This is a genomic window from Steroidobacter flavus (assembly GCF_042651805.1).
Classification (GTDB): Bacteria; Pseudomonadota; Gammaproteobacteria; order Steroidobacterales; family Steroidobacteraceae; genus Steroidobacter; species Steroidobacter flavus.
The window spans coordinates 2,227,817-2,250,350 of record NZ_JBHSDU010000003.1; the positions used below are offsets into that span (position 1 = coordinate 2,227,817).

Below are 22,534 nucleotides of genomic sequence, written 5' to 3' on the forward strand. Positions count from 1 at the left end.
GTGACAACGCGAAACCCAGCACAGTCCGGCGCGCCTCGCCGGGCCCAAGATGCTGTCTCTTTTGACGGGGGAAGCGAGGATTTTCATGCGCCACGTGATGGTAATGAACTCCAAAGGCGGTAGCGGCAAGAGCACTCTGGCGACCAACATCGCTTGTTACTTTGCGGGCGAGGGCTCCAAGGTGACGATCGCCGACTACGATCCGCAACGTTCCAGCCTCGACTGGCTGGCCATGCGTCCTGCCGATCTGCCGAGTATTGCCGGCGTGCCGGCGTATGACGAAGGCATCCGCGGCGTGCCCAGAGATACCGATGTGCTGGTCATCGACGCCCCGGCCCGGACGCACGGCGCGGAGATGAACGAGCTGGTGCGTCGGGCCGAGACCATTCTCATTCCGGTGATGCCCTCGCCCATCGATATGAAAGCCTCGGCGCGCTTCATGGAAGAGCTGCTCGAGCTGGGCAAGGTGCAACGTCAACAGGCGCGGCTCGGCATGGTGGCGAACCGGGTGCGGGAGAACACGCTGCTGTTCGACGAGCTGGATCAGTATCTCGACAAGCTGAAGGTGCCTTATCTCGGTCAGCTGCGTCAGTCGACCAACTATCTGCGGGCCTATCAGCGCGGCATGAGCATCTTCGAGCTGCCCGAATATCTGGCCAGCCCGGACTGGGAGCAGTGGAAGCCCATCACCAAGTGGCTCGACAGTAAGAAGAGCCAGCCGAGTTAGAGGCTGGCGCGGATGCCGGCCTCCAGATCGGGGTAGCGCAGGGTCACGCCGAGATGTTTCAGCATGCGGTCATTACTGACCCGGCGCGATTCATTGAGGAATGACAGGCGCTCCGGGCTGAATGTCAGCTGCGCTTCTTCCATTGACACCCGCGGTGGGCGAGGCAGGCCGGTGAGCTCCGCGACCAGATCGATGAACGAGGTCGAGCTGATGGAGTTGCCGTCGGTGACGTTATAAACACCGCGCGCTTCTTTGTTCTCGATCGCCGCCTCGCAGGCCGAGACCAGGTCGTCCACATGAATACGATTGGTGATGCCCGCATCTTCGGGGCGCACTACCGGCTCTGACTTTCGCAATCGTTCCAGCGGCAGGCGGTCGGGACCGTAGATTCCCGGCACTCGGAGCACCACGCGCCGAACCCGCCGTTCGTGACACCACACGCGGGTCATTTCTTCAGCGCTGACACGACGACGGGCGCGCTCGGTGAGCGGCATGACGGGCGTGCTTTCGTCGACGAGGCCGCCCTGCGAGTCGCCGTACACGCCGGTCGTGCTCATATAAACAAAACTTTTCGGCGGCACGAACGCCAGGTGCAGGAAGCGGTCGAGCCGCAGATCGCTCTCGCCTGAGCCGGGCGGCGGAGCGAGATAAACGATGGCTTCCTGATCCAGCCGCTCCGGGATGCTCGAGCCGACCCGCGGCCGATCGAGATCGATCACGAGGGTCTTCAATCCCTGCCGCTCGAGCGCGGCGGCCTTGTCGTTGGCGCGAATCAGGGCAGTGATCTCATATCGATCGCGCAGGCGGGCGGCCAGGCGCTGGCCCACATAGCCACATCCGGCAATCAGAATGTGCGGTCGGCCCTCGCTACGAAACTGGGTCATGCGCGCCCTCGGGCCATCGACTTGACACGGTGTCGGTTCATATTTAAATTTCAGAAAAGACAGAAATTACGGATGGATCTAGCCATGCAGCTGACACCTACCATGCATCGTTGTGTGCTCCATTGGGGCGAAATGGCCGGCCGCTGGGGCGTCTCCCGTTCGGTAGCGCAGATCCATGCCCTATTGTTCCTGGCACCGACGCCGCTCACGGCGGACGACATTGCCGAGACGCTGAACGTGGCGAGATCCAATGTCAGTGTCAGTATCAAGGAGCTGCAGGCCTGGGATCTGGTCAGCGTGACTCATCAACTGGGCGATCGGCGCGATTATTTTCAGGCGCGCAAGGATATATGGGAAGTGCTCACGATGATCATGGACGGTCGTAAGAAGCGTGAAATCGACCCGACTTTACAGATGTTGCGTGAGGCTACCGCTGACGCCAGGAAGGATCAGGAAACCCCTGAGCAGGTGAAACAGCGCATCGGCGACATGCTCGAATTCCTGGAGGAAGTCTCGGGCTGGTACGACCAGGTCCGCGCCATGCCGCGGCCCACGCTGTTGAAGCTCATGCGCATGGGCACGAAGGTCGCCAAGATCGTCACATGAGCCGTCCAGAGTGGCAACGCGCGCCGCGGCGTGTCGCCCGTTCGGACGCGCCCTGCATCGTGTTGGTCACCGGTGCGACCGGCTTTATCGGTCGCAGGCTCTGTCGACGGTTGCTCGCCGATGGTCACAGCGTCATTGCGTTAACTCGCAATGGTCAGCGAGCTCGCGCGGTGTTTGGCTCGATGGTGCGCGTAGTCACTTCGCTCGATGAAATCATTTCGAGTGAACGGATCGATTGGATCGTCAATCTCGCCGGCGCTCCTATTTTCGCCGGGCTGTGGACACCCGCGCGGCGCGCCGAATTGCTCGACAGCCGGTTGGGCGTTACAAACAAAATCACCGAGCTGATCGCGCGACTCGAGCACAAGCCCGAGGTGCTGATCAATGCGAGCGCCGTGGGTTACTACGGTGTGCGCGGGGAAGAGGAAATCACCGAAGCGGCGCGGGGCCAGCCGATCTTTCAATCGCATCTGTGTCAGGCGTGGGAGCTGGCGGCGCAAGCGGCCGAACAATATGACGTTCGTGTCTGCCGCCTGCGCTTCGGCATCGTGCTCGGCATGTCAGGCGGCGCGTTGCCCGGTTTGATTCGGCCGGCTCGCATGCGACTGCGCGTAGTGCTCGGGTCCGGGCAACAGTGGCAGTCGTGGGTTCACATCGACGATCTGCTCGACCTGATGTGGTTTTGTATCAAGCAGGACGACATGAGCGGCGGCATCAATGTCACTTCGCCGCAGCCGGTTCGGCAGCAAGAGTTCGCCGCGGCGCTGGCGGCACAGTTCGGTCGATCTATTCCCGTGCGCGTGCCGGCGGGGATCTTGCGAGCGTCGCTCGGTGAGTTGTCACAACTGCTGCTCGAAGGGCAGCGGGTGCTGCCAACCAAGGCGTTGAACGCGGGCTTCGCCTTTCGCTATCCCGAATTGAAAGCAGCGCTCGCCGACCTGCTGCGCGCTAAAGATCCTGCGGTGGGATGAAGGCGCCACCCAGTTTGGCCAGCGCGTCCGGTGCGTAATCGAACGAATCGAAGAACAACTGTTCGGGCGGCAGGCCGCGATGCGTGAATTCGTGACGGATCGTTTCCACCATCACCGGCGGGCCGCTGGCGTAAACATCGACCTTGGTGAGATCGGAATGATCTGCCAGCGCGGCCGCATGCACCCAGCCCGTTCGACCCTGCCATTGATCTTCAGCGCGCGGCGCTGACAGAACCGGAATGTATCGAAGGTTGGGATGTTGCTCGCACAGCGCTCGAAGATGCGCGTCCTCATACAAGTCGTTGGCGGTCTGTGCGCCCCAATAGAGATACAGCGGCCGCCGGTCACCGACTTCGAGCAGACTGTGCAGCATCGAACGTAGCGGCGCGTAGCCGGTGCCGCCACCGACGAGCAACGCCGGTCGCGGCGATTCGCGACGGAACCAGAATTGACCGAGTGGCCCTTCGATTCTCAGCAGCGCCTTTTCCAGCGTGCCGTCGAACAGCTGTTGCGTGAACTCGCCGCTCGAGACCCGGCGGATGTGCAGTTCGAGCAACTTGCCGTCGCCCGGCGTGCTCGCGATCGAGAAGCTGCGGCGTCGGTTCTGCGGCAGCATCACGTCCAGGTACTGGCCGGGCGCGAAATGGAAATATTCGTTGGCCGGCATCTTCAGGAACACCGCCATGATGTCGGGCGTGAGTCGTTCCAGCCGCTCGATGCGACAAGGCAAGCTCTTGAGCACGATCTCCGGTGCCGGCGGGCGGATCTCGCGCACCTCGACGGTAAGATCTTCGCTGGCCGCGTGGGCCTGACACAGCAGAGCGTAGCCGTCGCGCTCTTCGTCTTCCATCAATCCCAGCGGCCGACCATGCGGATAACTCACTTCGCCGTGACGAATGCGGGCGCGGCAGGACGAGCAGTGTCCGCTCTTGCAGCTGTGCGGAAGATTCAATCCCGCGCGCAGAGCTGCATCGAGAATGGTCTCACCGCGTTCGACAGTGAGAATCTGCTGCGACGGAAGCAGCGTAACGCGAGCGTAGGGCCGGGCGGACATGGGGAAGGCCTAATTTCTCCGGCGATCGCTTTGCCTGCGCTCCAGCCAGCGGCGGGCGCGGATCTTCGGGAGGTTGGCTTTGCGGCCCACTGCTAGCGCGAGTGCATCGTTCAAGGCTTTCACAGAGCGCTCGCGTTCGCCGAGCTGTTCCATGAGGCTGGCGAGCAGTTGATACGCCTCCAGGCGCGGACGGATCGCGATGCTGGTTTCGAGGAAGCTGCGGGCTTTGCCGTAGAGCTCGGCACGAGTGGCAAGCTGCGCACAGGTGAACAGTAATGCCGCGTCATCGCCGTGCTCGGGCAGCCAAGCCTCGGCGCGATCCAGCGTCTTCAGCGGCTCGTCGGTTTCCAACTCGCCGTACGCGAGCACCGCCGATTCATTCCATTGTTTGTTGATGCAATCACGCAGCGCTGCTTCCGCAGCTTCATGATCGCCGCAGGCCATCGACGCGCGGGCATACGCGACCACGATCTCCGGATGTTTGGCGAGCGACTTGGAGGTTTCCTTCCAGGCCGCTTTCAATTCGTTGAGGTCGCCCTGGGTCGCGGCGTCTTTCAGCCGATCCAGATGAACCTGCGCGACCGTTTCGTCGGCCATCGCGGCCGTGATGCCGCGAGTACTGCGCAGACGCGGCTCCAAGGCCTGCAGTTTCTGCCAATCGCCTGACTGACGATAGGCACGAGCCAGCAACAACAGACCGCGCGCGTTCTGCTGTTTCATCGCTTCGAGTTGTTCGAGCGTCGTCAGTGCTGCTTGCAATTGCTTGTGCTTGAGCAGGACTTCGGCCTGCATGACGAGCGCCGGGGCGCGGCGATCGGGAGCAACTTCCAACGCGCGCTGAAGATATTCATCGCGCCGTTCAGAGGCACCTTGCAGGTCCGCGGCGCGAGCCGCCGTCAGATAGTGAGCCGCGGGGCTTTCGGCTTCACGCACATTACGAGTCAGCGTGTTCTCGGCGGCTTCCCAGTTTCCTTCGGACAGTTCCAGGATGCCTTGAGCGAAGCTGCGACGTGCGCGCTCGTGGCGTCGTGCTTCTTGAGCTGCTTTCCATGTGCGACGTGCGGTGATGAGCTTGATCAGCAATCTCACCGCGAAGTACGCGGCGACCAGCAGCAGCCCGAACGTTACTGCGGACATTTCGATCAATCGACCGGCGAAGCGCAATGCCACGTAACCGGGATCGCCCAACACGATGTTGGCGATCAGACCGGCGACGATCATTGCCGCGGCGATGTATAGACCGCTTTTCATCGCGGTTACTCCGGGCCTCGACGCGACGGGACCATCCGGCGCAGTGCGTTGATCGAGTTGGTCACGGTCGGCAGCGTGGGATCGATGTTGATCGGCTCCAGCGCCTGCACCTCGTTCAGCAGCGACTGGGCTTCGGGGCTGGAAAGATCGAAGAAATCGCCGAGCGAGCGACGCGCGCCGGCCAACGCCGTGCGATACGCCTGCCCGTCGTGACGGATGACCGCTGTGCGGGCCGCGAAAAATAATAACTGCAGATGCTGGCGCCTCAACAACGCTTCTTCGGCCGTGATGACGCTGCCGGACGCGTCGTCGACTTTACGCACGACGATCAGATTCGAGAAAGTCTGGCTGAGGATGGCGCCGGCGCGAGCAAACATTCCATCCGGCAACCTGGCGCGATCGAACGCATTGCGCTCGGTGACCAGGATGCCTTTGACCGGCGCGTCGCTGGCGCGTTCTTCAGCGCCAATCAGCTTGGATAGAATGCCGGTGGTGTCGGGCAGCTGCACGGCTCGCATTGCCTGCAGTTCTTTGGCGATCTCCTGACGAACAGCGGCGAACGAAGGATCGCGCAACGACGCCAGGCGCAAATCGGCCGACTCCAGCGCGACGATCGCAGTCTCGACATCCCGATCCAACGTGAGCCGGCGCTGGGCCAGCTCGAGAAGAAACAAAGCTTCGGCACGCGACCAGGCGCGCTCCGGCCCTTCGGCGCGACCGCGCAGCTCTTCGACGGAAGAGGCCAGTTCCTGCAACTGTTGAGGTGCGTCGTTCAGCGTGTCCAGGCGACGATTCAGATCGCGATGGGCCTGACGCTCGCGGCTGGCCTGGCTCTTCAATTCGGCACGTAACAGTTCCCGATCCGAGTTGGAGGCGGCCACGGCGGCATTCGCGGTATCGAGCTTGTCCCGGATTGCATCCAGGCGCACCAGGCTATAGCCGGCGATGGCCAGTGCGAGCACGGCAATAGCCGTCGTCAATCGACTGTACGTATGCGCGCGACGGGATCTCGACGAATCGCCGAGAGCAGACGAGCTGATGGATTCTGGACCGGTCTCGGCCATAGGGGCCATAAGAAAGGGCGCTGCTTGCGACGCGCGTATCCTAACACGCAGTGCCGATTTCAAGCCGCCCGGGCGCGGGTTCTCCAATTGGCCAATGCACCGATCATCGACGCATCGTCGGCGCCGTTCGCGACAATCAGCGTCCCGTTCCAGCCCGCCTCCGCCGCGGCATCGGCAATGCGCCGGCTCGCCGCCAGCAGCGCGGTTTCGCGCAATAACGCGCGGCCCCGGTCGGACAACATCCCGATCAGGTTATGCAGAGTTTCAATGCTGGTGGCGGTGACCACGTCGATGCCTTCGTTCTGCCAGCGTGTTTCCAGCGCATCGCGTGTGGCGTCGTCGATCGTGGGGCGAACGCGTCGATAAACGTCCAGTGTCTCGACCACCAGGCCGCGAGCGCTGAACGATTCCTGCATGAGCTCGCGACCGCCCGAGCCGCGCACGATCAATACCTTCGCGCCGTCGGGCAATGTGAGATCCGGATGGGCCAGCAACGCTTCGCTGTTGAAGCCCGCTTCAGGAACGATATCGGCCGGCAGTGACGTCTGTTTCAATGCCGCCGCAGTTGCCTTGCCGATGGCGGCGACTCGCGCCGTCGGGCTCTTCTCGATCAAGTGCACGCCATGCGCGACCGCGTTGACGCTCACAAAGATGATCAGATCGTGACCGCTCGCCACGGCGGCAGTGACAGGCTCGATCTCGACCGCGGGAAACGCAATCGCCGTCGCGCCTTTCTGCTGAATCTGTTCGCACAAGCCGGCCGCTTGCGAGGCTGGGCGAGTCACGAGAACAGTGAGCTCCGCCAGCGGCGGCATCACTTTCGGAATCATGGCGCCTCCTGCCGCAAGCGTTCGAGCAAGGCGCCGGCGCCGTCTTTCAACAACTCTTCCGCCAGCCGCACGCCGATGGCTTCTGCATCGGTGACCGGGCCGAGATGCGCGCCGCGATACATCTCGCGACCGTCGGGCGAGCCGATGACGCCGTGGAGTTGCAACTGATCGCCGTTGAGCGTCGCGAAACCCGCGATGGGAGATTGGCAGCTGCCTTCGAGCCGTTGCGCGAACGAGCGCTCCGCCAAACAACATTGCCACGACTGCGGGTCATTCAGCGCACGGACGTAAGCGATGTTACGTGCGTCGTCGTCACGGCATTCGATGCCGATGATGCCTTGACCCACGGCTGGCACCGATTGCTCGGCGCCGAAATATTCCGTGATGCGACTCTCCAGCCCGAGACGAATCAAGCCCGCGGCCGCGAGGATGATCGCGTCGTACTGATCTTCGTCGAGCTTGCGCAGACGAGTATCGACATTGCCTCGCAAAGTGATGAGCTCGAGATCCGGCCGCGCCTGTTTCAACTGACATTGCCGGCGCAAGCTCGAGGTGCCCACACGCGCACCTTGCGGCAGGCTCGCGAAACTCTTGTGACGGGTAGAAACAAACGCATCGCGCGGATCGGCACGCGGCAGCATCGCCGCCAGTGTGAACCCCGGCGGCATGTCGCTCGGCACGTCCTTCATGGAATGCACGGCGATATCGGCGCGATGCTCCGACATGGCCAGTTCCAGCTCCTTGATGAACAGGCCCTTGCCGCCGATGTTGGCCAGCGGTCGATCGAGGATGCGATCGCCTTGCGTGGTCATCGGCACCAGGTCGACTTTCAAGCCCGGATGCTTGTTTCTAAGCAAGGCCGCGACGTGCTCGGCCTGCCACAGGGCCAGGCGGCTCTGCCGCGTGGCGATACGCAATGTATGTTCGGAGATACTCATGGCAATTCTGCTGACACGGCCAGGGCTTTTTCCGCGCGCCGCATCTCGAGCCAGAAACGGATCAACGCGATGATGAGCGCGAGCACGACCGGTCCGAGGAACAGGCCGATGGCGCCGAAGGCGGCCAATCCGCCCAGCACGCCGATGAACACGGTCAGCGTACCGACATTGGCGCGACCCGACACCAGCATCGGCCGCACCACGTTGTCGACCAGCGACACCAGCACCGCACCCCACACCAACATGAAAATCGTCGCGCCCCAGCGGCCTTCCACCGCCAGCACCAGCGCCGCCGGGCCCCACACCAGTGCGGTACCGCCGAACGGCAACAAAGCGACCAGCGCGGCGATGACGCCGAACACGATGGGCGAGGGCAAGCTCACGATCAGGAAAGAAATGCCGACCAGCGTGCCCTGAATCAGCGCGGTCAGCCCGGTGCCATACACCATGGCGCGCGTGACCCCCGCCAGGTGATCGAACAGCTTGGCCTTGGGAGCCTCGGCCATGGGAATCAGCTCGCGCGTGGTGTCCACCATCTCGCCGCCGTCGCGGATGAAGAAGAACAGCATGAACTCCATCAGCACGAAACCGACCACGGTGCCGACCGCGCCCAGGAACACTTTGCCGGTCAGCGACGCCAGTGTCTGCAGCGCCTCTTTGGAGCCTTGGGTGAACCAGGCCTGCAGCTGCGCCAGATCCACATCGAGGGTCCGGTCGAGCCAGGCCAGCCCCTCGCGCACCCAGGGAACATTCGCCAGATTCAACACGTTGCCAGTTGTCTGGCCAGCGACCTTGTTCTGCACGAGCTGCAGCAGATCGCCGACCTGGGCCGCGAAGGCCGCGCTCAGCGCGGTCAACGGGCCGATGATGACGACGAATGTGAGCACGGTCAGCAACGCCGCCGAGAGTTGGGGTCTGCCGCGCAGCCGGGCGGCCAGCCGCACATGCAGCGGATGAAGCAGAAACGCAATGAAGATCGCCCACAGCAACGGGCCCAGGAAGGGCTGGACGATCTTGAACAAGGCCAGACCCAGCACCAGGCACGTCACCAATGCGAACGTGCGCGCGTAGAACCGATCTTTTGCCGGTGCGACGCGTGGCGGTTGAGTCATGGGCATTCCATTCCGTGTGGCCGCGGGCCCGCGGCAAAGGCCGCCATGCTAGCACCGCCGCACGCTCACCGGTTTGCTAACATCTGATGCACGAAGCTCGAGAGGAACGACTCATGAATGCCCAAGTAGACGTGACTACCGACCAGCTGGTCGCGGATTTGAAGACCGTCATGGAGGATGCCGAGGCGCTGCTCAAGGCCACCTCGACGCTCACCGGCGAGAAGATCCAGGAAGTGCGTGCGCGGGCCGAAGAGTCGCTGCGCCAGGCCAAGGTGCGCTTGAGCGAAGTCGAGGAAGAGGCGATGCGCCGCGCCCGCGAGATCGCCGACGCCGCCGACGAGTACGTGCACGAAAATCCGTGGCAGTCGGTCGGCATCGCCGCCGGCATCGGCCTGGTGGTCGGACTGTTGCTCGCCCGTCGCTGAGCGCGATCCGAGTCGACTCCGCCATGGCAGTGGAAACGCACGATCCGCACGTCGGCGCACGGGCTACGCCAGAGGGCGCACGCCCGGTCGCCGGTCTGTTTCAGTCGCTCAATAATTTTCTGGCGACGTTCGTCGCCATCGTGCACACCCGGCTGGAGCTGCTGACCACCGAGTTGCAGGAAGAGGTGCGGCAGGTCGGCGGGATTCTGCTGTGGGCCTTCATCGCGGCGTTCGCGGCGATGATGGGCTTGTTCCTGGTGGCGCTGGCGGTGATCTTCGTGTTCTGGGACACGCACCGGCTGGCGGCCTCGGTGGCGATGGTCGGTATGTTCGTCCTGGTCGCGGTGGTGGCCGGGATGATTCTCCGGCACAAGCTGAGCACCAAGCCGCCGTTGCTGGACGATACGTTGGCGGAGCTCGCCAGGGATCGCGATCAGCTGAAGGCCCGTTTGTGAGTAGCGAACGCTTCAATCAGTTGACGGCCAAGCATTCCAACCTGCGATTGCGCGCAGCCGTGCAGCGTCGTGCGTTGGGCTCGACCATGAACGAGATCGAGCATCACCTGAGCGGCCTGGATCGAGGCCTCGGCGCCGCTCAGCGTGCGCTGAGGAATCCGGCGGTGCTGATCGGCGGCGTGGCGGTGGTCGCGTTGCTCGGGCCGAAACGGCTGATGCGCTGGGTGAGTCGCGGCGCGTTGATATATACGACCGCGCGGCGCTTCATGCGCCTGCGCCCGCGTCAGGAGTGACTTTCGCCTCGAATGCGCCGTAGCAGCTCGGACGCGTGGCGTCGGCTGACTTCCAACACTTCACCGCACTCGCGAACTCTCACGACGTATTGACCGGAATCGGTGCGCTCCACCGCGGAGATGTATTTTTCCGCGATCAAGGCATTGCGATGGATGCGCACGAAGTCCGGCGCGAACTCTTCGGCCAGCGCCTTCAACGATTCGTCGATCAGGCTCTCGCCGCCTTTGTGGCGCACGGTCACGTACTTCTGATCGGCGACGAAATAATAAATATCCGATAGCGGGATCAGCTTCAGCGTCTCGCCGAGACGCGCGCAGATCTGCTCGCGACGATGCTCGAGTCGCGCCGTCTCGGCGACCTTCACCAGACGCGTCGGAGAAATGCGCGACGCGTGGCGCAGCGCGTGTGCGAGCTTCTCTTTACGGACCGGTTTCAACAAATAGCCGACAGCTTCGGTTTCAAAGGCTTCAACGGCGTATTGATCGTAAGCGGTGGTGAAGATCACGGCCGGCGGATCTTCCAGCGAATCGATGTGACGCGCGATCTGAATGCCCGACAGGCCGGGCATGCGCACATCGAGCAACACGACGTCGGGACGCAGCTCGCCGCACGTCGCCAGTGCTTGCTCGCCGTTGTCGGCCTCGCCGACGACCTCGCAGTCCTCGATTTCTTCCAACAGCCGCCGCAACCGTTCCCGCGCGGGCGACTCATCGTCGACAATTAATAAACGCATGACCTAGCCGTTTACCATATCGTCGCCAGCATACGGAAAGATCAGCCGGGCGCAAAATTCGCCCTCCCGCTGCTCGACCTCGACCCGGGCGCGGCCCGGCCAGGCCAGCTCCAGGCGCTGCCGGATGTTCTCCAGCGCCATGCGGTTGCCCTCGCGATTGGCATAGCCGGTCTGGGTCAGGATGGGATTGCGCACTTCGATGTGCAGCTGGTCGTCCTGACGGCGGCCGACGATGGAAACCTCGCCTCCGCGCGGCAACGTCTCGACGCCGTGATACACGGCGTTCTCGAGCAGCGGTTGCACGATCAGGCTCGGCACGAGGGCGCGCATCGGCAGCTCATCCACGTCCCAGTGCACGGTGAGTCGATCGCCGAGACGCAGTTGTTCGATACGTTGATGAGTGCGCGCGATCTCCAGCTCGTCCTTGAGAGGAATGCGTGCGCTGGCGTCGCTCAAGCTGGCGCGAAACAAATCGGCGAGGTCTTCGACCGCCTGCTCGGCGCGCTCCGGACTGGAGCGCGTCAATGCGGCGATGGTGTTCATGCTGTTGAACAGGAAGTGCGGGCGAATGCGCGCTTGCAGAGCGCGGATGCGAGCGAGCGCTTCCAGCTCGATCGTGCGCTTCCATTCGGCGCTGACATAGAAATAACGCAGCGCCAGCGCGCTCACGATGAAGCCGACGACGATGTTTCTCAGCACGAAGCCGGCGTGCTCGCGCGGAAAGAAGCCGGGCTCGCCGCCGGTCGACTCGCTGCCCCACACCTGGCCCACTTGAAACACCACTTCCGACACCAGGCCGATGGTGACAACCAGCATGCCGATAGCGACCATCGCCGCGCGGCCCGGTTGCATCGTCTGCAACCACGGCCGCGAGCGACACAGCACGGCGGAGCAGGTGAGGCCGATCCACAAAAGAAACATCGAGCCGCCGGCCAGGTCGGTCCAGAAATTATCGTGCAACGCCTGCCGGGCCAGCGCGATCACCAGCGCCACCAGCTCGGCGATCAGCACTACCACGAAGATCGCCGGCGACGCGCAGAAATCCGGCAGAAAGAACGTAGGCGCCTTGGCGGCGGGCGATGACGTGGCGCGAGTTTCGGAGGCGGACGCCACCATGGCAGCAGACTTTTAGGGTTTGTTGTCCCGGGCCGCGGCGAACAGCGCGTCCTTCAGGCGGAACAAGGTGGAGATGTCCTCGTCGCCATGACCTTGCTCGATCAGGCGTCGGTAATGAACCAGCGTCATCTCGATCAAGGGCAGCTGCACACCGTGGCGGGCGGCCATGGCGCGGCAGATTTTCAGGTCTTTCTCGTGCAGCTTCACGCGGAAGCCGGCGGGGTAAGCGTCCCGCAGGATGTTCGGCGCGCGGTTCACGAAGTACCAGCTGGAGCCCGCGCCTTTACCGAGCGTGTCGATGAGACGATCGAGCGGCAGATCCTCGGACTTCGCAAAGGCCATGGCCTCGGCGACCGCCTGGATCACGCCGGCACACATGATTTGATTGGTGGCCTTCGCCGCCTGGCCGGAGCCGCTGGCGCCGAAGTGCGTAACTGCCCGGCCCATGGCCTGCAAGACCGGCTGGGCGCGTTCGAAAGCTTTTTCATCGCCGCCGACCATGATGGCGAGCGTGCCGTCGCGCGCACCTTCGGTGCCGCCGCTGACGGGCGCGTCGAGGAACTGCGCGCCGGCCGCGTTCAACCGATGAGCCGCGGTGCGCGCCGTGTCGGCGCTGATGGTGGAACAGTCGATGACGATGGTGCCGCGCTTGATCACTGGCAACAGTTCATCGATCACCGCGAGCACATCCGCATCGGCGGACACGCAGGTGACGATGACATCGCACAGGGGCGCGAGATCGGCGAGTTTAGTGACGGCCTTGCTGCCGGTTTCTTGCGCGAGCGCGGTGGCTTTTTCAGCCGTGCGATTCCATACGGCGCTCAGCAGTCCATGCTTGTGAAGGTTGCGCGCCATGCCCAGGCCCATCGCGCCCAGGCCGACAAATCCAGCTCGCAGGGTCACTGGCACATCACATCCATGGAAGCTTTGGCGGAGGCACGCGCGGCATCGAGCTCGGCATCGGTGAGATAGCGACGCTCGCCATCCTTCCCTTGTTCATACAGCTTGGGCGAATTCATGTAGCGATCGTAACGCTCGCGCGCCTTGATGCAACGGTCCGCTTTGTCTTTGGCGGTCGTTTCGGCGGCGGCTTTCTGTTCCGGGGTCGAATTGCCCGTGGGCTTCGAGTTCGCGGACTGAACCGCGGCTTGCGAGCGCTCCTGCGCGGCGACCACGTCGGTGCGCTGGGATTGGACGTTGAGCCGTTCGGCCGGCAATGACGGCGGCTTGTCGGTGTACTGGATGTTGCCTTTCTCGTCTTTGTACTTGTAGACGTCGGCAACGGCGGTTCCAGCCGCCATCACCGCGGCCAGGGTCAGCAACAACACAGGTCTGAACATGGCAGTCTCCACGAGTCTCAAATAGCCCGGGCGTCCGTTTCGCCGGTGCGGATCCGGATGGCATGACCCAGCGGGATCACGAAGATCTTGCCGTCGCCGATGCGACCGGTATTGGCGACCTGGACGATGGCCTCCAGCACCTGGTCGACCCGGTCGTCGTCGATGGCCACTTCGATCTTGCACTTGGGCAGGAAGTCGACCACGTACTCGGCACCCCGGTACAGCTCAGTGTGCCCGCGTTGCCGGCCGAAGCCTTTGACCTCCGTCACCGTTACACCGGCCACGCCGAGCTCCGATAGCGCCTCGCGCACCTCGTCCACTTTGAAGGGCTTGATGATGGCGACTACCAGTTTCACGCCGCGGTCCTATGTAAAGAACGTCGGCAGTCTAGCAGGACGGGTCCCGACCGGGGATTAAGACAGTCCCCGTCATCGTGCAGGATTGAGGACTACGTCACGTTGGTGCCTGGCGAGCAGGTATCCCCCTGTCCACAAAAAGAAAACGGGCGCCGAAGCGCCCGTTTTCACCCCATGCCGAATGAGTGGCGATTAGAGGTTGTAGCCCCGCTCGCCGTGCTCGGTCGTGTCCAGGCCCTCGGTCTCGACTTCGTCGCTGACCCGCAGCCCGATGACCAGATCGACCAGCTTGAAGGCAATGAAGGACACGATGCCCGACCAGACGATCGTGGTGCCCACACCCCACAGCTGCGCGTAAACCTGCGGACCGATGCCCGCGAAGCCCCACGTGCCGGCGACGTAGTCATAGATGCCGGTGCCGCCCAGCGAGGGCGCGTTGAACACGCCGGTCAGGATGGCGCCGAGGATACCGCCGACGCAGTGGACGCCGAATACGTCCAGCGAATCGTCGTAGCCCAGGGCCGCTTTCAACTTGGTGACCGCGAACAAGCAGATCACGCCGGCCAGCAGGCCGATCACGATCGCACCCATCGGGCCGACCCAGCCGCAGGCCGGAGTGATGGCGACCAGACCGGCCACCGCGCCCGACGCCGCGCCGAGCATCGTCGGCGTGCCGCGGAAGATCCACTCAGCAAAGGTCCAGGCGATGACCGCGGCGGCGGTGGCCACGAAGGTGTTGATGAACACTTGCGCGGCGAACGCGTTCGACTCGAGGTTCGAGCCGACGTTGAAGCCGAACCAACCCACCCACAGCAGCGAAGCACCAATCATGATCAGCGGCACGTTGTGCGGCGTCATCGCGGTTGTGCCGTAGCCCTTGCGCTTGCCGACCAGGATGCAGCCGACCAGACCGGCGATACCCGCGTTGATGTGCACGACCGTGCCGCCCGCGAAGTCGAGCGCGCCTTTCTGGAAGAGGAAACCCGCGCCCGCCGTGGCAGCAGCCGCGGCTTCAGGAGTCGTGTATGCATCCGGGCCCGCCCAGAACCACACCATGTGCGCGATCGGCAGATAAGAGAAGGTGAACCACAACACCACGAACGTCAGCACCGCGGAGAACTTCATGCGCTCGGCGAACGCGCCCACGATCAAGCACGCGGTGATCGCGGCGAATGTCATCTGGAACGCGGCGTAAATATATTCGGGAACGTAGATGCCTTTGCTGAAGGTCGCCGCCGGCGTCAGGTTGCCGGCCGCATCGAGCATGCCCGCAAGGAACATCCGATCGAAACCGCCGAAGAACGCGTTGCCGCCGGAGAACGCGACGCTGTAGCCGTACACCGCCCACAGCACCGACAGCAAGCTGAAGACGACGAACACTTGCATCGATACCGACAGCACGTTCTTCGCGCGGACCATGCCGCCGTAGAACAGCGCCAGGCCGGGCACGGCCATCAGGATGACGAGCAGCGTGCTGGTCATCATCCACGCGATATCACCCTTGTCGTAGGTCGGAGCGGCGGGCGCAGCGGCTGCTTCGGCCGGAGCAGCGGCTTCAGCCGGCGCGGCCTCCGCAGGCGCAGCTACGGCAGCTGCAGGTTCCGCGGCTGGAGCGTCTTGCGCCAACGCCATGTCAGGCGCTGCGATGATCGCGAATGCGACCAGCGCGAGGCTCCATAGGTAAGTGAGCACGCGGCTCGTTGCCAAGGGTTTTTTCACTGTCGTTCTCCTACGAAGAGATAGATCGTTCGTTTGCCAGGTGCTGTTGTCGGAAATAAAAACTCACACTGCCTCGACGCCGGTCTCGCCGGTGCGGATGCGCACGGCTTGAGCGAGGTCGATGACAAAAATCTTGCCGTCGCCGATTTTTCCGGTGCGTGCGACGTTGGTGATGGCTTCGACCACTTGCTCGGCGATCGAATCGTCCACGGCCAGCTCGATCTTGGTCTTCGGCAGAAAATCCACGCGGTACTCGGCTCCGCGATACAGCTCGGTGTGACCGCGCTGGCGACCGAAGCCCTGCACCTCCGTGACCGTGATGCCTTGAACTCCGATATCCGCGACGGCCTGTCGGACGTCATCCAGCTTGAACGGCTTGATGATCGCGGTTATCAACTTCATTGCATTCCGGCTCCGGGTTCATGGGCGCGGCTTGCGGGCTAGTCGTGACTAGTCGTAGTAGGTTCCAAGCGCGCCGCATCGGAAATGCATCATCTGTGCCACGAATTCGTGCAAGCAAACCAACGCCGCCGTGGCCGAGAACGGGGCATCGGCGCACTTTCTCGGTGCGAAAATTCCAGCCCTTTGCTTCAACTCGGAGCAAAATGCCGTCTGGCTGCCCCGTAAGCGTGGAGTGACGACCACGAACGGGCGATTTTGAGGCTTAATGCCGATCCCCAAGAATCTTTAAACCCCGATGTTAGGAGTCTGATCCGTGGACCCCCGTTCGCTCGATGACCTCGCCCGCCGCCTCGCCTCCGCCGTTCCGCCCGGCGTGCAGGCGTTGCGTCGCGATCTGGAAGAAAACTTCAAAGCGGTGCTGCAGGCCGGGTTGAGCAAACTCGACCTGGTGTCGCGTCAGGAATTCGATGTGCAAGCCGGCGTGCTACGCCGGACCCGCGAGAAACTCGAAGCGCTGGAGGCGCGCCTCGCGGAATTGGAGAAGAAAAATCCCTAGCTGATTTCTGCCATCGCCGTGACTTTGTTTCGCGGCGATTCGCCCGCTCAATCGTGCGCTGACGTTCCTGTGCCCGTGATCGAATAGCGCCGAACGGCTGCTGATATCAGTGGCCGATATGGCGCCGTTGCGATCGTTGTCGCGACGGCATGGGAATGTTTCAGGAGGCCACGGATGGCAATGGCGACTGTCTTGAGTCGCGCGCAACACGGCATGGATGCGCCGCTCGTGCGCGTCGAAATCGATCTCAGCGGCGGCCTGCCGCGCTTCACTATCGTTGGTCTCGCCGAAGCGGTTGTTAAAGAAAGTCGCGACCGAGTGCGTGCGGCTATCACCAACTGCGGTTTCGAATGGCCAGAAGGTCGAGTCACGGCGAATCTTTCGCCGGCCGACTTGCCCAAGGACGGCGGGCGCTACGATTTACCGATCGCGCTCGGTCTGCTGCTCGCGTCGGGCCAGCTTCCTGCCGATTCGCTTCGTGAATGTGAGTTTTACGGTGAGCTGTCGCTCGGCGGTGAAGTGCAATCGATGCAAGGCGTGTTACTCGCTGCCGTCGCGGCGACGCGAGCCAAACATTCCATCTTTGTTCCGCGTGCCAACGTTGCCGAGGCCGCGCTCGTCACTGGATGTCGAATCGCCATCGCATCTACCTTGCCCGATGTGGTCGCTCATGCCACCGGCAAGGCGCCGTTGTATTTCATTAGTGGCGCCGCGCCTGACGATACGAGTCGTGGGCTCGATGCGGATCTATGCGAGGTGCGCGGTCAGGAAACTGCCAAGCGCGCATTAGAAATCGCCGCCGCCGGCGCTCACTCGTTACTTTTCATCGGGCCACCCGGCACGGGAAAAAGCATGCTCGCGCAACGCCTGCCCGGTCTGTTGCCACCGATGAGTGAAGACGAAGCGCTCGAAGTGGCGGCCGTGCGCAGCGTGGCTCGTCTTCCCATCGATACCTCTCGCTGGCGCACTCGACCGTTTCGTACTCCCCATCACTCCGCTTCCTCCGTTGCGCTGGTCGGCGGCGGCTCTCGCCCGCGCCCCGGCGAAATTTCACTCGCGCATCACGGCGTCTTGTTTCTAGATGAGTTGCCTGAGTACGCCGCGCGCGGCGCTCGAAGTTCTGCGCGAACCGTTGGAGACAGGCGTTATCACCATCTCACGCGCCGCTCAGCAGGCCGAATTCCCAGCGTCGTTCCAGTTCGTCGCGGCGATGAATCCTTGCCCCTGCGGCTATCTCGGCGACGAGCGCGGCATTTGTCACTGCACGTATGAGCAAGTGCGCAAGTACAAGAACCGCCTGTCCGGTCCGCTGATCGATCGTCTCGATCTGCACGTCGAAGTTCTCCGCGTGCCGCATGAAGCGTTGTACGCCCCAAATCCCGACGCGGAAACGAGTGCAACCGTCATGGCTCGTGTGATCCGCGTGCGTGAGAGGCAGCTCGCTCGGCAAGGGTGTCCGAACGCTCGTCTGCTAACACGGGAAATCGAGCGCCTCTGCACTCCCACTTCGGGCGCCCGCGACTTGCTCGATCAAGCGTCGAACAAATTCGGCTTCTCAGCGCGGGCGTATCACCGCGTTTTGAAGGTGGCTCGGACTATCGCGGACATCGCCGATGCCGAGCGAATCGACAAGGCGCACATCAGTGAAGCACTGATGCTCAGGAAGTTGGATCGAGACGAGAGAGGCGGGGTGGGAGAGAGGTCGCCGCGCTGATTCGCGGCGACCTCGAAAGGCAGGATTACTTGGAGCCGGCGACCATGTAGTCGACCGCATTCATGATCGACTTATCGGCCAGATCCGCGCGGCCACCCTTCGGCGGCATGAAGCCCGAGCTACCCTGGAAGCCTTCGAGCGCGTGCTTGTGGAGCGTGTCCGCGCCCTTCGCGATACGCGGGCCCCAGGCGGCCTTGTCGCCGTACTTCGGCGCGCCGGCGACACCGGCACCGTGGCAGGCCATGCAGGCCATGTTGAACACTTCTTCGCCCCCCAGCTCCTTGGCCGGTTCCGCGGACGCGGCCTGGACCGGCGCCAGCGCCGAGTTGTCCTGACCCGCAATCGCGACCTTGGCCACCGGCGCGATGCGCTCGGCCACCACGGCCTGGTTGACCGGATCGGTGATCACATGCTTTTCCTGGGTGCCGGAAGCGACGATGCGCGCCAACACATATAGAAGGATGGCAATGCCGATCAAAATGCCGAGTACCAGCATGAAGGTGTCAAAGAACTTTCTATCGTGCTCGGCGCTCACTTCGGCTCCAACAACAGGCTACAGGGGCGGGTAAAGCCACATGGCAAAACGGCGCGCAGTATAACGGTGTCGCCGTTCCCGATAAACTCAACAGGCTAACTCTCTGACCCGACGTGGATTTTGCACCCAGGGTTGGGCCGGACGACAAGGCCGGCTATGATTCGCGCCCCGCCCCCAGGTCCGCCGGCCGGGACCCGCCCGCCAGGCGGGGCTGCTACAATTCGTCTCGCACGCGCCCGTAGCTCAGTTGGATAGAGTATCGGTTTCCGAAGCCGAGGGTCACTGGTTCGAATCCAGTCGGGCGCGCCACCTTCCTCCATCGCCGTTCCGCTGTCCATGAGCACAGCCATCGAAGAAGCCAAGCGCGCCGGGATCGACATGAGCCTCGTCGAAACCAGCCTCGGCTACTCCTACGAAAAGCGAGTCGAGCAGCATCAAGCCGCGCTCGAGTTGGCGCTCGAACTGCAGCGCATCGGACGACAACTCCGGGGCGGAGATCAATCAGCTGATCGAGCTGTTTGCGCCGCCGGCATCGACTGCTCAGTTCAACAAACGTTTGCTCCTTCGATCGTCACGACACGCGCACGCGAAGCACGCCGCCATTTCTATAGACGCCGCCGATTGGAATGCCACCGGTCGCCGCATCCGCATCGTTGGCATGGTTGCCGGGCAGAGACTCGAAGATGAGTTGACCGCCGGACAGCAGCGCGAGACCGGGGAATTGATAGCGGCCGTTGATGGGGTGATTCAGGCGGACGACATCGGGGGCGGAGATGGAGGCGGAGCCGGCCTGTGCATGATCGACCGTTCCAACCGCGCGAGTGCCGATGAACAGATCCTGGGTCGCAGCGCTCTTGAGCGTGCAGTACACGAGAGCGACGGACGAATAGTTGCCGCTGCCATCCACGTAGATGCCATAACTGCGGGAGCCGCCGAAGACCTGGACCGACTTAATGTCGAAGATCGAATAGTTCACATGCGGAGCGTTGATGCGGATCGCGCTGTGACCGTTGTTGTCCTCCATCCAGACGCCATCGAGTGTGGCTGCGATGCCTAGCGCATCACGATCCATATCGTCGAGCAGGACGCCGCCGGTGCTGGAAATGCCAGAGGTGCCGCAGGCTTCGATGGCGCCGCCCGAGATAGAGAACAAAGATCCTTGCGTCACTTTGACGCCCCAGTTCGTGCAGCCGCCGATGGCGCAATCACGCAAGGCGACAGCGTTGAGCGTGCTCGAAGAGGTGTCGCCTTCGAATCCGATCGGGCAATTCAAAATACGGCACCGGTAGATGGTCGAGGTGACCACGCCGTGAAAGTACACGCCACGGGAGGAGAAGCCGTAAATGGCGCAGTCCTGGACCGAGAAATTCCCGTAGTTGTCGACCTGCAGCCCGATGGTGCCGTAGCCGTTGCCATCGAGGGTGAGATCGCGAACGGTGAAGCCGCCGGCCGGTACGATGCCGCCGCCGTTGCTGAGGTGAACCAGCGGTTGAGCAGCGATGGATTTGATGAGCGACTGTTCTTTGCCGACGCCTCGGAGCGCGGTGTTAGCAAGCGCAGTGATGCCGCTCGTGAGATAGACGCCCGCCGCGAACTGCACGATGCCGCCCCAATTCAACGAGCTCACGCATTTTTGAATCGCGCTCGTGCAATCCACGACGCCGTTGCCGACGGCGCCAAACCATTCGGGGTACACGGTCGGTACGGCGCCTTTGGCCGTGCCGAGCTTCACTACGCCCGACCCGGCGAAAATCTTTGCGCCCGGCGGTGCGACGACTGAGCCGTTGATGGAGAGCTGCACGCCGCTGTCGACGGTCAACAATCCACCTTGGCGAAATTCGAGCGTGACACCGGCAGCGATGACGGTGTTCGACTCGATGCGATAACTGCCGCCCTCGATGATGACATTGCCGCCGCCCGCCGCCGACACCGTTGAGGCATTCTGCAGGGCCGCTGCGCAAGCGGTCGTGCCATTCCCAACTCCGCCGAATCGACGCAAGTCAGCGGGTGGGTAGCTGTAGTCGACCGGTGTGATTTCAGTGCTCGATTCCTGGGACGTCAGTGGAAAACACGGCGGAGTGCACGTCTGCGCCTGTGCGCGTTGTGACAGCAAAGTCGAGCCTGCAACCGACCCGAGCAGGACTTTGGAAAGATTGCGACGATCCATGATGAGGCGACTCCTTCGCTACGCACGTAAACACCGGTGGATAGGAAGATATCCACGGTTTACGCCGTCGGTTTAGATGGAGACGGCTCGCGGACCCGTTGAATCCGCGAGCCGTGCCATCAGCTCAGAAACAGAAAGACGACCCGATCAAGGTGCGTAGCGTGGTGTGATTCCACGATTCCGCGGTGTGAGCGACGGCGAACGCTTGAATCGAGTGGCAGCCGCCGTCGTTGTACGGCAGTGTGAAGCTCCACTGCGAGACATTGATGCCGTATTGATTGGCGATGTCGCTGCGATAGCCGTTGGGGACTGTCGTGCCCCAGTAGCCGCCATCCACATAAATATCGACGTAGGGCGGGATCACCGCAGTTCGGTCCACCGCCCAGCCAGTGACCAGGCCGCTGCTCGGATCGAGCGACTCGATATAGCCGGCCATTGTGTTGTAGCCCTGATTGTTGAACTGCGCCTGCCAGGTCTGGAGGATGGGGGCGGACGTCGCATGAGTAATGCCGTGCCAGAATTCGCCCGGCAGGACCTCGAGCTCATCCCAGCCGAAAAAGCCTGCGATCAGCCATACCATGGGAGCGTCCCAGCCCGAGGCGTTGAGATTGTTGGCGTAGTTGAAATAACCCGCCAGCCACGACGCGGGCGTGGCCGGGTTCTGGTAGTTCGGCGAATTGCGATGGAAAGTCCCCGGCACCAGTGCGAGCTGCTGGCTGTTCTTGGAACGATGCGAGACGATCCAGTTGTAATACGGCTGCACCGTGCTGAACGGCACGTTGTAATAATCGAGCGAGATGACGTCGATGTAGGGCCGGTTGAAAATGCACGACGCCTGCATCCATTTCATCTCGGGCTCGCTGAAGTTCACCCAGAAGCGGGTTGCTGGCGCGATGCTCTTCACCGCGGCGGCCGCGTTTGGAAGATAAGTCTCGACAGCCCAGATCTGGTTGATGCGCGGATCCCCAGGTGCGCAGGGGTTCGACTTGTTCTGCGCACCGGTGGCGAACCAGTACGGCTCGTCGATCACAACGGCTGCAACTCGGGACCAGTCATAGCCGAGGTTGGCGAGATAACCGGCGAGATTGGGATCTTGATAGACCCCGTCGAGCGACAGAATGGCGCGCCCCGCGGGTTGCGCCTGGCCTGCTGAAAACCAGGCTAGATCGGTGTAGCCAGGATTGCTGTTACCAAACAGCGCCATCTCGAATCGTCTGATCGCCGCGCTTGCATCGACTGAGAGTGTCATCGAAATGACACAACACCCGACGAGCAAAACCCTGCG

Annotated in this window: 24 protein-coding genes, 1 tRNA gene and 1 pseudogene; 9 read left to right on the forward strand and 17 right to left on the reverse strand. The window is 62.8% G+C overall.

Annotated elements, in window-relative coordinates; translation table 11 throughout:
* Positions 1-85: 85 nt before the first annotated feature.
* Complete coding sequence (locus tag ACFPN2_RS15210; protein ID WP_380597939.1) at positions 86-727, forward strand: nucleotide-binding protein; 642 nt, start codon at positions 86-88, stop codon at positions 725-727.
* Here ACFPN2_RS15210 and ACFPN2_RS15215 read toward each other — a convergent pair.
* Complete coding sequence (locus ACFPN2_RS15215; protein ID WP_380597941.1) at positions 724-1,611, reverse strand: SDR family oxidoreductase; 888 nt, start codon at positions 1,609-1,611, stop codon at positions 724-726. The two genes, ACFPN2_RS15210 and ACFPN2_RS15215, sit on opposite strands and share 4 nt — an antisense overlap.
* A gap of 84 nt (positions 1,612-1,695) precedes the next feature.
* Here ACFPN2_RS15215 and ACFPN2_RS15220 point away from each other — a divergent pair, with 84 nt between their 5' ends.
* Both ACFPN2_RS15220 and ACFPN2_RS15225 read left to right on the forward strand, forming a co-directional pair.
* A complete protein-coding gene (locus ACFPN2_RS15220; protein WP_380597942.1) occupies positions 1,696-2,217 on the forward strand; it encodes a GbsR/MarR family transcriptional regulator in 522 nt (173 codons plus the stop codon).
* Positions 2,214-3,188, forward strand: coding sequence for a TIGR01777 family oxidoreductase (locus tag ACFPN2_RS15225; protein WP_380597944.1), 975 nt, complete (start codon positions 2,214-2,216; stop codon positions 3,186-3,188). Before ACFPN2_RS15220 ends, ACFPN2_RS15225 begins: the two co-directional genes overlap by 4 nt.
* Here the strand turns inward: ACFPN2_RS15225 and ACFPN2_RS15230 are convergent.
* The 6 genes from ACFPN2_RS15230 to ACFPN2_RS15255 all read right to left on the reverse strand — a co-directional run bounded on the left by ACFPN2_RS15230 (position 3,166) and on the right by ACFPN2_RS15255 (position 9,437).
* Entirely contained in the window at positions 3,166-4,242 is a 1,077-nt protein-coding gene (locus ACFPN2_RS15230) for a 2Fe-2S iron-sulfur cluster-binding protein (RefSeq protein ID WP_380597946.1), read from the reverse strand. The genes ACFPN2_RS15225 and ACFPN2_RS15230 overlap by 23 nt on opposite strands.
* Positions 4,243-4,251: 9 nt before the next feature.
* Positions 4,252-5,493 carry a heme biosynthesis HemY N-terminal domain-containing protein gene (locus ACFPN2_RS15235; RefSeq protein ID WP_380597948.1) on the reverse strand — a complete coding sequence of 414 codons (1,242 nt, stop codon included), beginning with the start codon at positions 5,491-5,493 and terminating at the stop codon, positions 4,252-4,254.
* Positions 5,494-5,498: 5 nt separating this feature from the next.
* Entirely contained in the window at positions 5,499-6,473 is a 975-nt protein-coding gene (locus ACFPN2_RS15240) for a uroporphyrinogen-III C-methyltransferase (RefSeq protein ID WP_380597950.1), read from the reverse strand.
* Between the two features lie 143 nt (positions 6,474-6,616).
* Positions 6,617-7,387 (reverse strand): uroporphyrinogen-III synthase, encoded by a 771-nt coding sequence (locus tag ACFPN2_RS15245; RefSeq protein ID WP_380597952.1) that lies wholly within the window; start codon positions 7,385-7,387, stop codon positions 6,617-6,619.
* Entirely contained in the window at positions 7,384-8,319 is a 936-nt protein-coding gene (gene hemC / locus ACFPN2_RS15250; RefSeq protein ID WP_380600141.1) for a hydroxymethylbilane synthase, read from the reverse strand. The genes ACFPN2_RS15245 and hemC overlap by 4 nt, the downstream gene beginning before the upstream one ends.
* Positions 8,320-8,321: 2 nt before the next feature.
* On the reverse strand, positions 8,322-9,437 hold the full coding sequence (locus ACFPN2_RS15255) for an AI-2E family transporter (RefSeq protein ID WP_380597953.1): 1,116 nt from the start codon (positions 9,435-9,437) through the stop codon (positions 8,322-8,324).
* A gap of 113 nt (positions 9,438-9,550) precedes the next feature.
* Between ACFPN2_RS15255 and ACFPN2_RS15260 the strand changes: the two genes are divergently transcribed.
* From ACFPN2_RS15260 to ACFPN2_RS15270, 3 genes are read left to right on the forward strand one after another with little or no spacing between them, the layout of a single operon-like run.
* On the forward strand, positions 9,551-9,862 hold the full coding sequence (locus ACFPN2_RS15260; RefSeq protein WP_129776137.1) for an ElaB/YgaM/YqjD family protein: 312 nt from the start codon (positions 9,551-9,553) through the stop codon (positions 9,860-9,862).
* A gap of 23 nt (positions 9,863-9,885) precedes the next feature.
* Positions 9,886-10,317: a phage holin family protein gene (locus ACFPN2_RS15265; protein ID WP_380597955.1), complete on the forward strand. Its 432-nt coding sequence runs from the start codon at positions 9,886-9,888 to the stop codon at positions 10,315-10,317.
* Positions 10,314-10,610, forward strand: a complete 297-nt coding sequence (locus ACFPN2_RS15270) for a YqjK family protein (protein ID WP_380597957.1) — start codon at positions 10,314-10,316, stop codon at positions 10,608-10,610. The genes ACFPN2_RS15265 and ACFPN2_RS15270 overlap by 4 nt, the downstream gene beginning before the upstream one ends.
* On the opposite strand, the gene ACFPN2_RS15275 is transcribed toward ACFPN2_RS15270, so the two are convergent.
* The 7 genes from ACFPN2_RS15275 to ACFPN2_RS15305 all read right to left on the reverse strand — a co-directional run bounded on the left by ACFPN2_RS15275 (position 10,601) and on the right by ACFPN2_RS15305 (position 16,277).
* Positions 10,601-11,344, reverse strand: a complete 744-nt coding sequence (locus ACFPN2_RS15275) for a LytR/AlgR family response regulator transcription factor (RefSeq protein ID WP_129776140.1) — start codon at positions 11,342-11,344, stop codon at positions 10,601-10,603. The two genes, ACFPN2_RS15270 and ACFPN2_RS15275, sit on opposite strands and share 10 nt — an antisense overlap.
* Positions 11,345-11,347: 3 nt before the next feature.
* On the reverse strand, positions 11,348-12,460 hold the full coding sequence (locus ACFPN2_RS15280) for a sensor histidine kinase (RefSeq protein WP_380597959.1): 1,113 nt from the start codon (positions 12,458-12,460) through the stop codon (positions 11,348-11,350).
* 12 nt (positions 12,461-12,472) lie between these two features.
* On the reverse strand, positions 12,473-13,369 hold the full coding sequence (locus ACFPN2_RS15285; RefSeq protein WP_380597961.1) for an NAD(P)-dependent oxidoreductase: 897 nt from the start codon (positions 13,367-13,369) through the stop codon (positions 12,473-12,475).
* Positions 13,360-13,800: a DUF4124 domain-containing protein gene (locus ACFPN2_RS15290; protein ID WP_380597963.1), complete on the reverse strand. Its 441-nt coding sequence runs from the start codon at positions 13,798-13,800 to the stop codon at positions 13,360-13,362. The genes ACFPN2_RS15285 and ACFPN2_RS15290 overlap by 10 nt, the downstream gene beginning before the upstream one ends.
* 17 nt (positions 13,801-13,817) lie before the next feature.
* A complete protein-coding gene (locus ACFPN2_RS15295; protein ID WP_380597965.1) occupies positions 13,818-14,156 on the reverse strand; it encodes a P-II family nitrogen regulator in 339 nt (112 codons plus the stop codon).
* A 192-nt stretch (positions 14,157-14,348) separates the two neighbouring features.
* Positions 14,349-15,788, reverse strand: coding sequence for an ammonium transporter (locus ACFPN2_RS15300; protein ID WP_380600142.1), 1,440 nt, complete (start codon positions 15,786-15,788; stop codon positions 14,349-14,351).
* A 150-nt stretch (positions 15,789-15,938) separates the two neighbouring features.
* On the reverse strand, positions 15,939-16,277 hold the full coding sequence (locus tag ACFPN2_RS15305) for a P-II family nitrogen regulator (protein WP_116807584.1): 339 nt from the start codon (positions 16,275-16,277) through the stop codon (positions 15,939-15,941).
* A 313-nt stretch (positions 16,278-16,590) separates the two neighbouring features.
* Here ACFPN2_RS15305 and ubiK point away from each other — a divergent pair, with 313 nt between their 5' ends.
* Complete coding sequence (gene ubiK / locus ACFPN2_RS15310; protein ID WP_129776144.1) at positions 16,591-16,833, forward strand: ubiquinone biosynthesis accessory factor UbiK; 243 nt, start codon at positions 16,591-16,593, stop codon at positions 16,831-16,833.
* A 174-nt stretch (positions 16,834-17,007) separates the two neighbouring features.
* Positions 17,008-18,547, forward strand: a pseudogene (locus ACFPN2_RS15315) (YifB family Mg chelatase-like AAA ATPase).
* Between the two features lie 25 nt (positions 18,548-18,572).
* Here ACFPN2_RS15315 and ACFPN2_RS15320 read toward each other — a convergent pair.
* Entirely contained in the window at positions 18,573-19,082 is a 510-nt protein-coding gene (locus ACFPN2_RS15320) for a c-type cytochrome (RefSeq protein ID WP_380597967.1), read from the reverse strand.
* Positions 19,083-19,314: 232 nt separating this feature from the next.
* Between ACFPN2_RS15320 and ACFPN2_RS15325 the strand changes: the two genes are divergently transcribed.
* Positions 19,315-19,391: transfer RNA gene (locus ACFPN2_RS15325), tRNA-Arg, on the forward strand.
* 262 nt (positions 19,392-19,653) lie between these two features.
* Here ACFPN2_RS15325 and ACFPN2_RS15330 read toward each other — a convergent pair.
* Entirely contained in the window at positions 19,654-21,249 is a 1,596-nt protein-coding gene (locus ACFPN2_RS15330; protein ID WP_380597969.1) for a right-handed parallel beta-helix repeat-containing protein, read from the reverse strand.
* A gap of 124 nt (positions 21,250-21,373) precedes the next feature.
* Positions 21,374-22,498, reverse strand: coding sequence for a hypothetical protein (locus tag ACFPN2_RS15335; protein WP_380597971.1), 1,125 nt, complete (start codon positions 22,496-22,498; stop codon positions 21,374-21,376).
* Positions 22,499-22,534 lie beyond the last annotated feature (36 nt).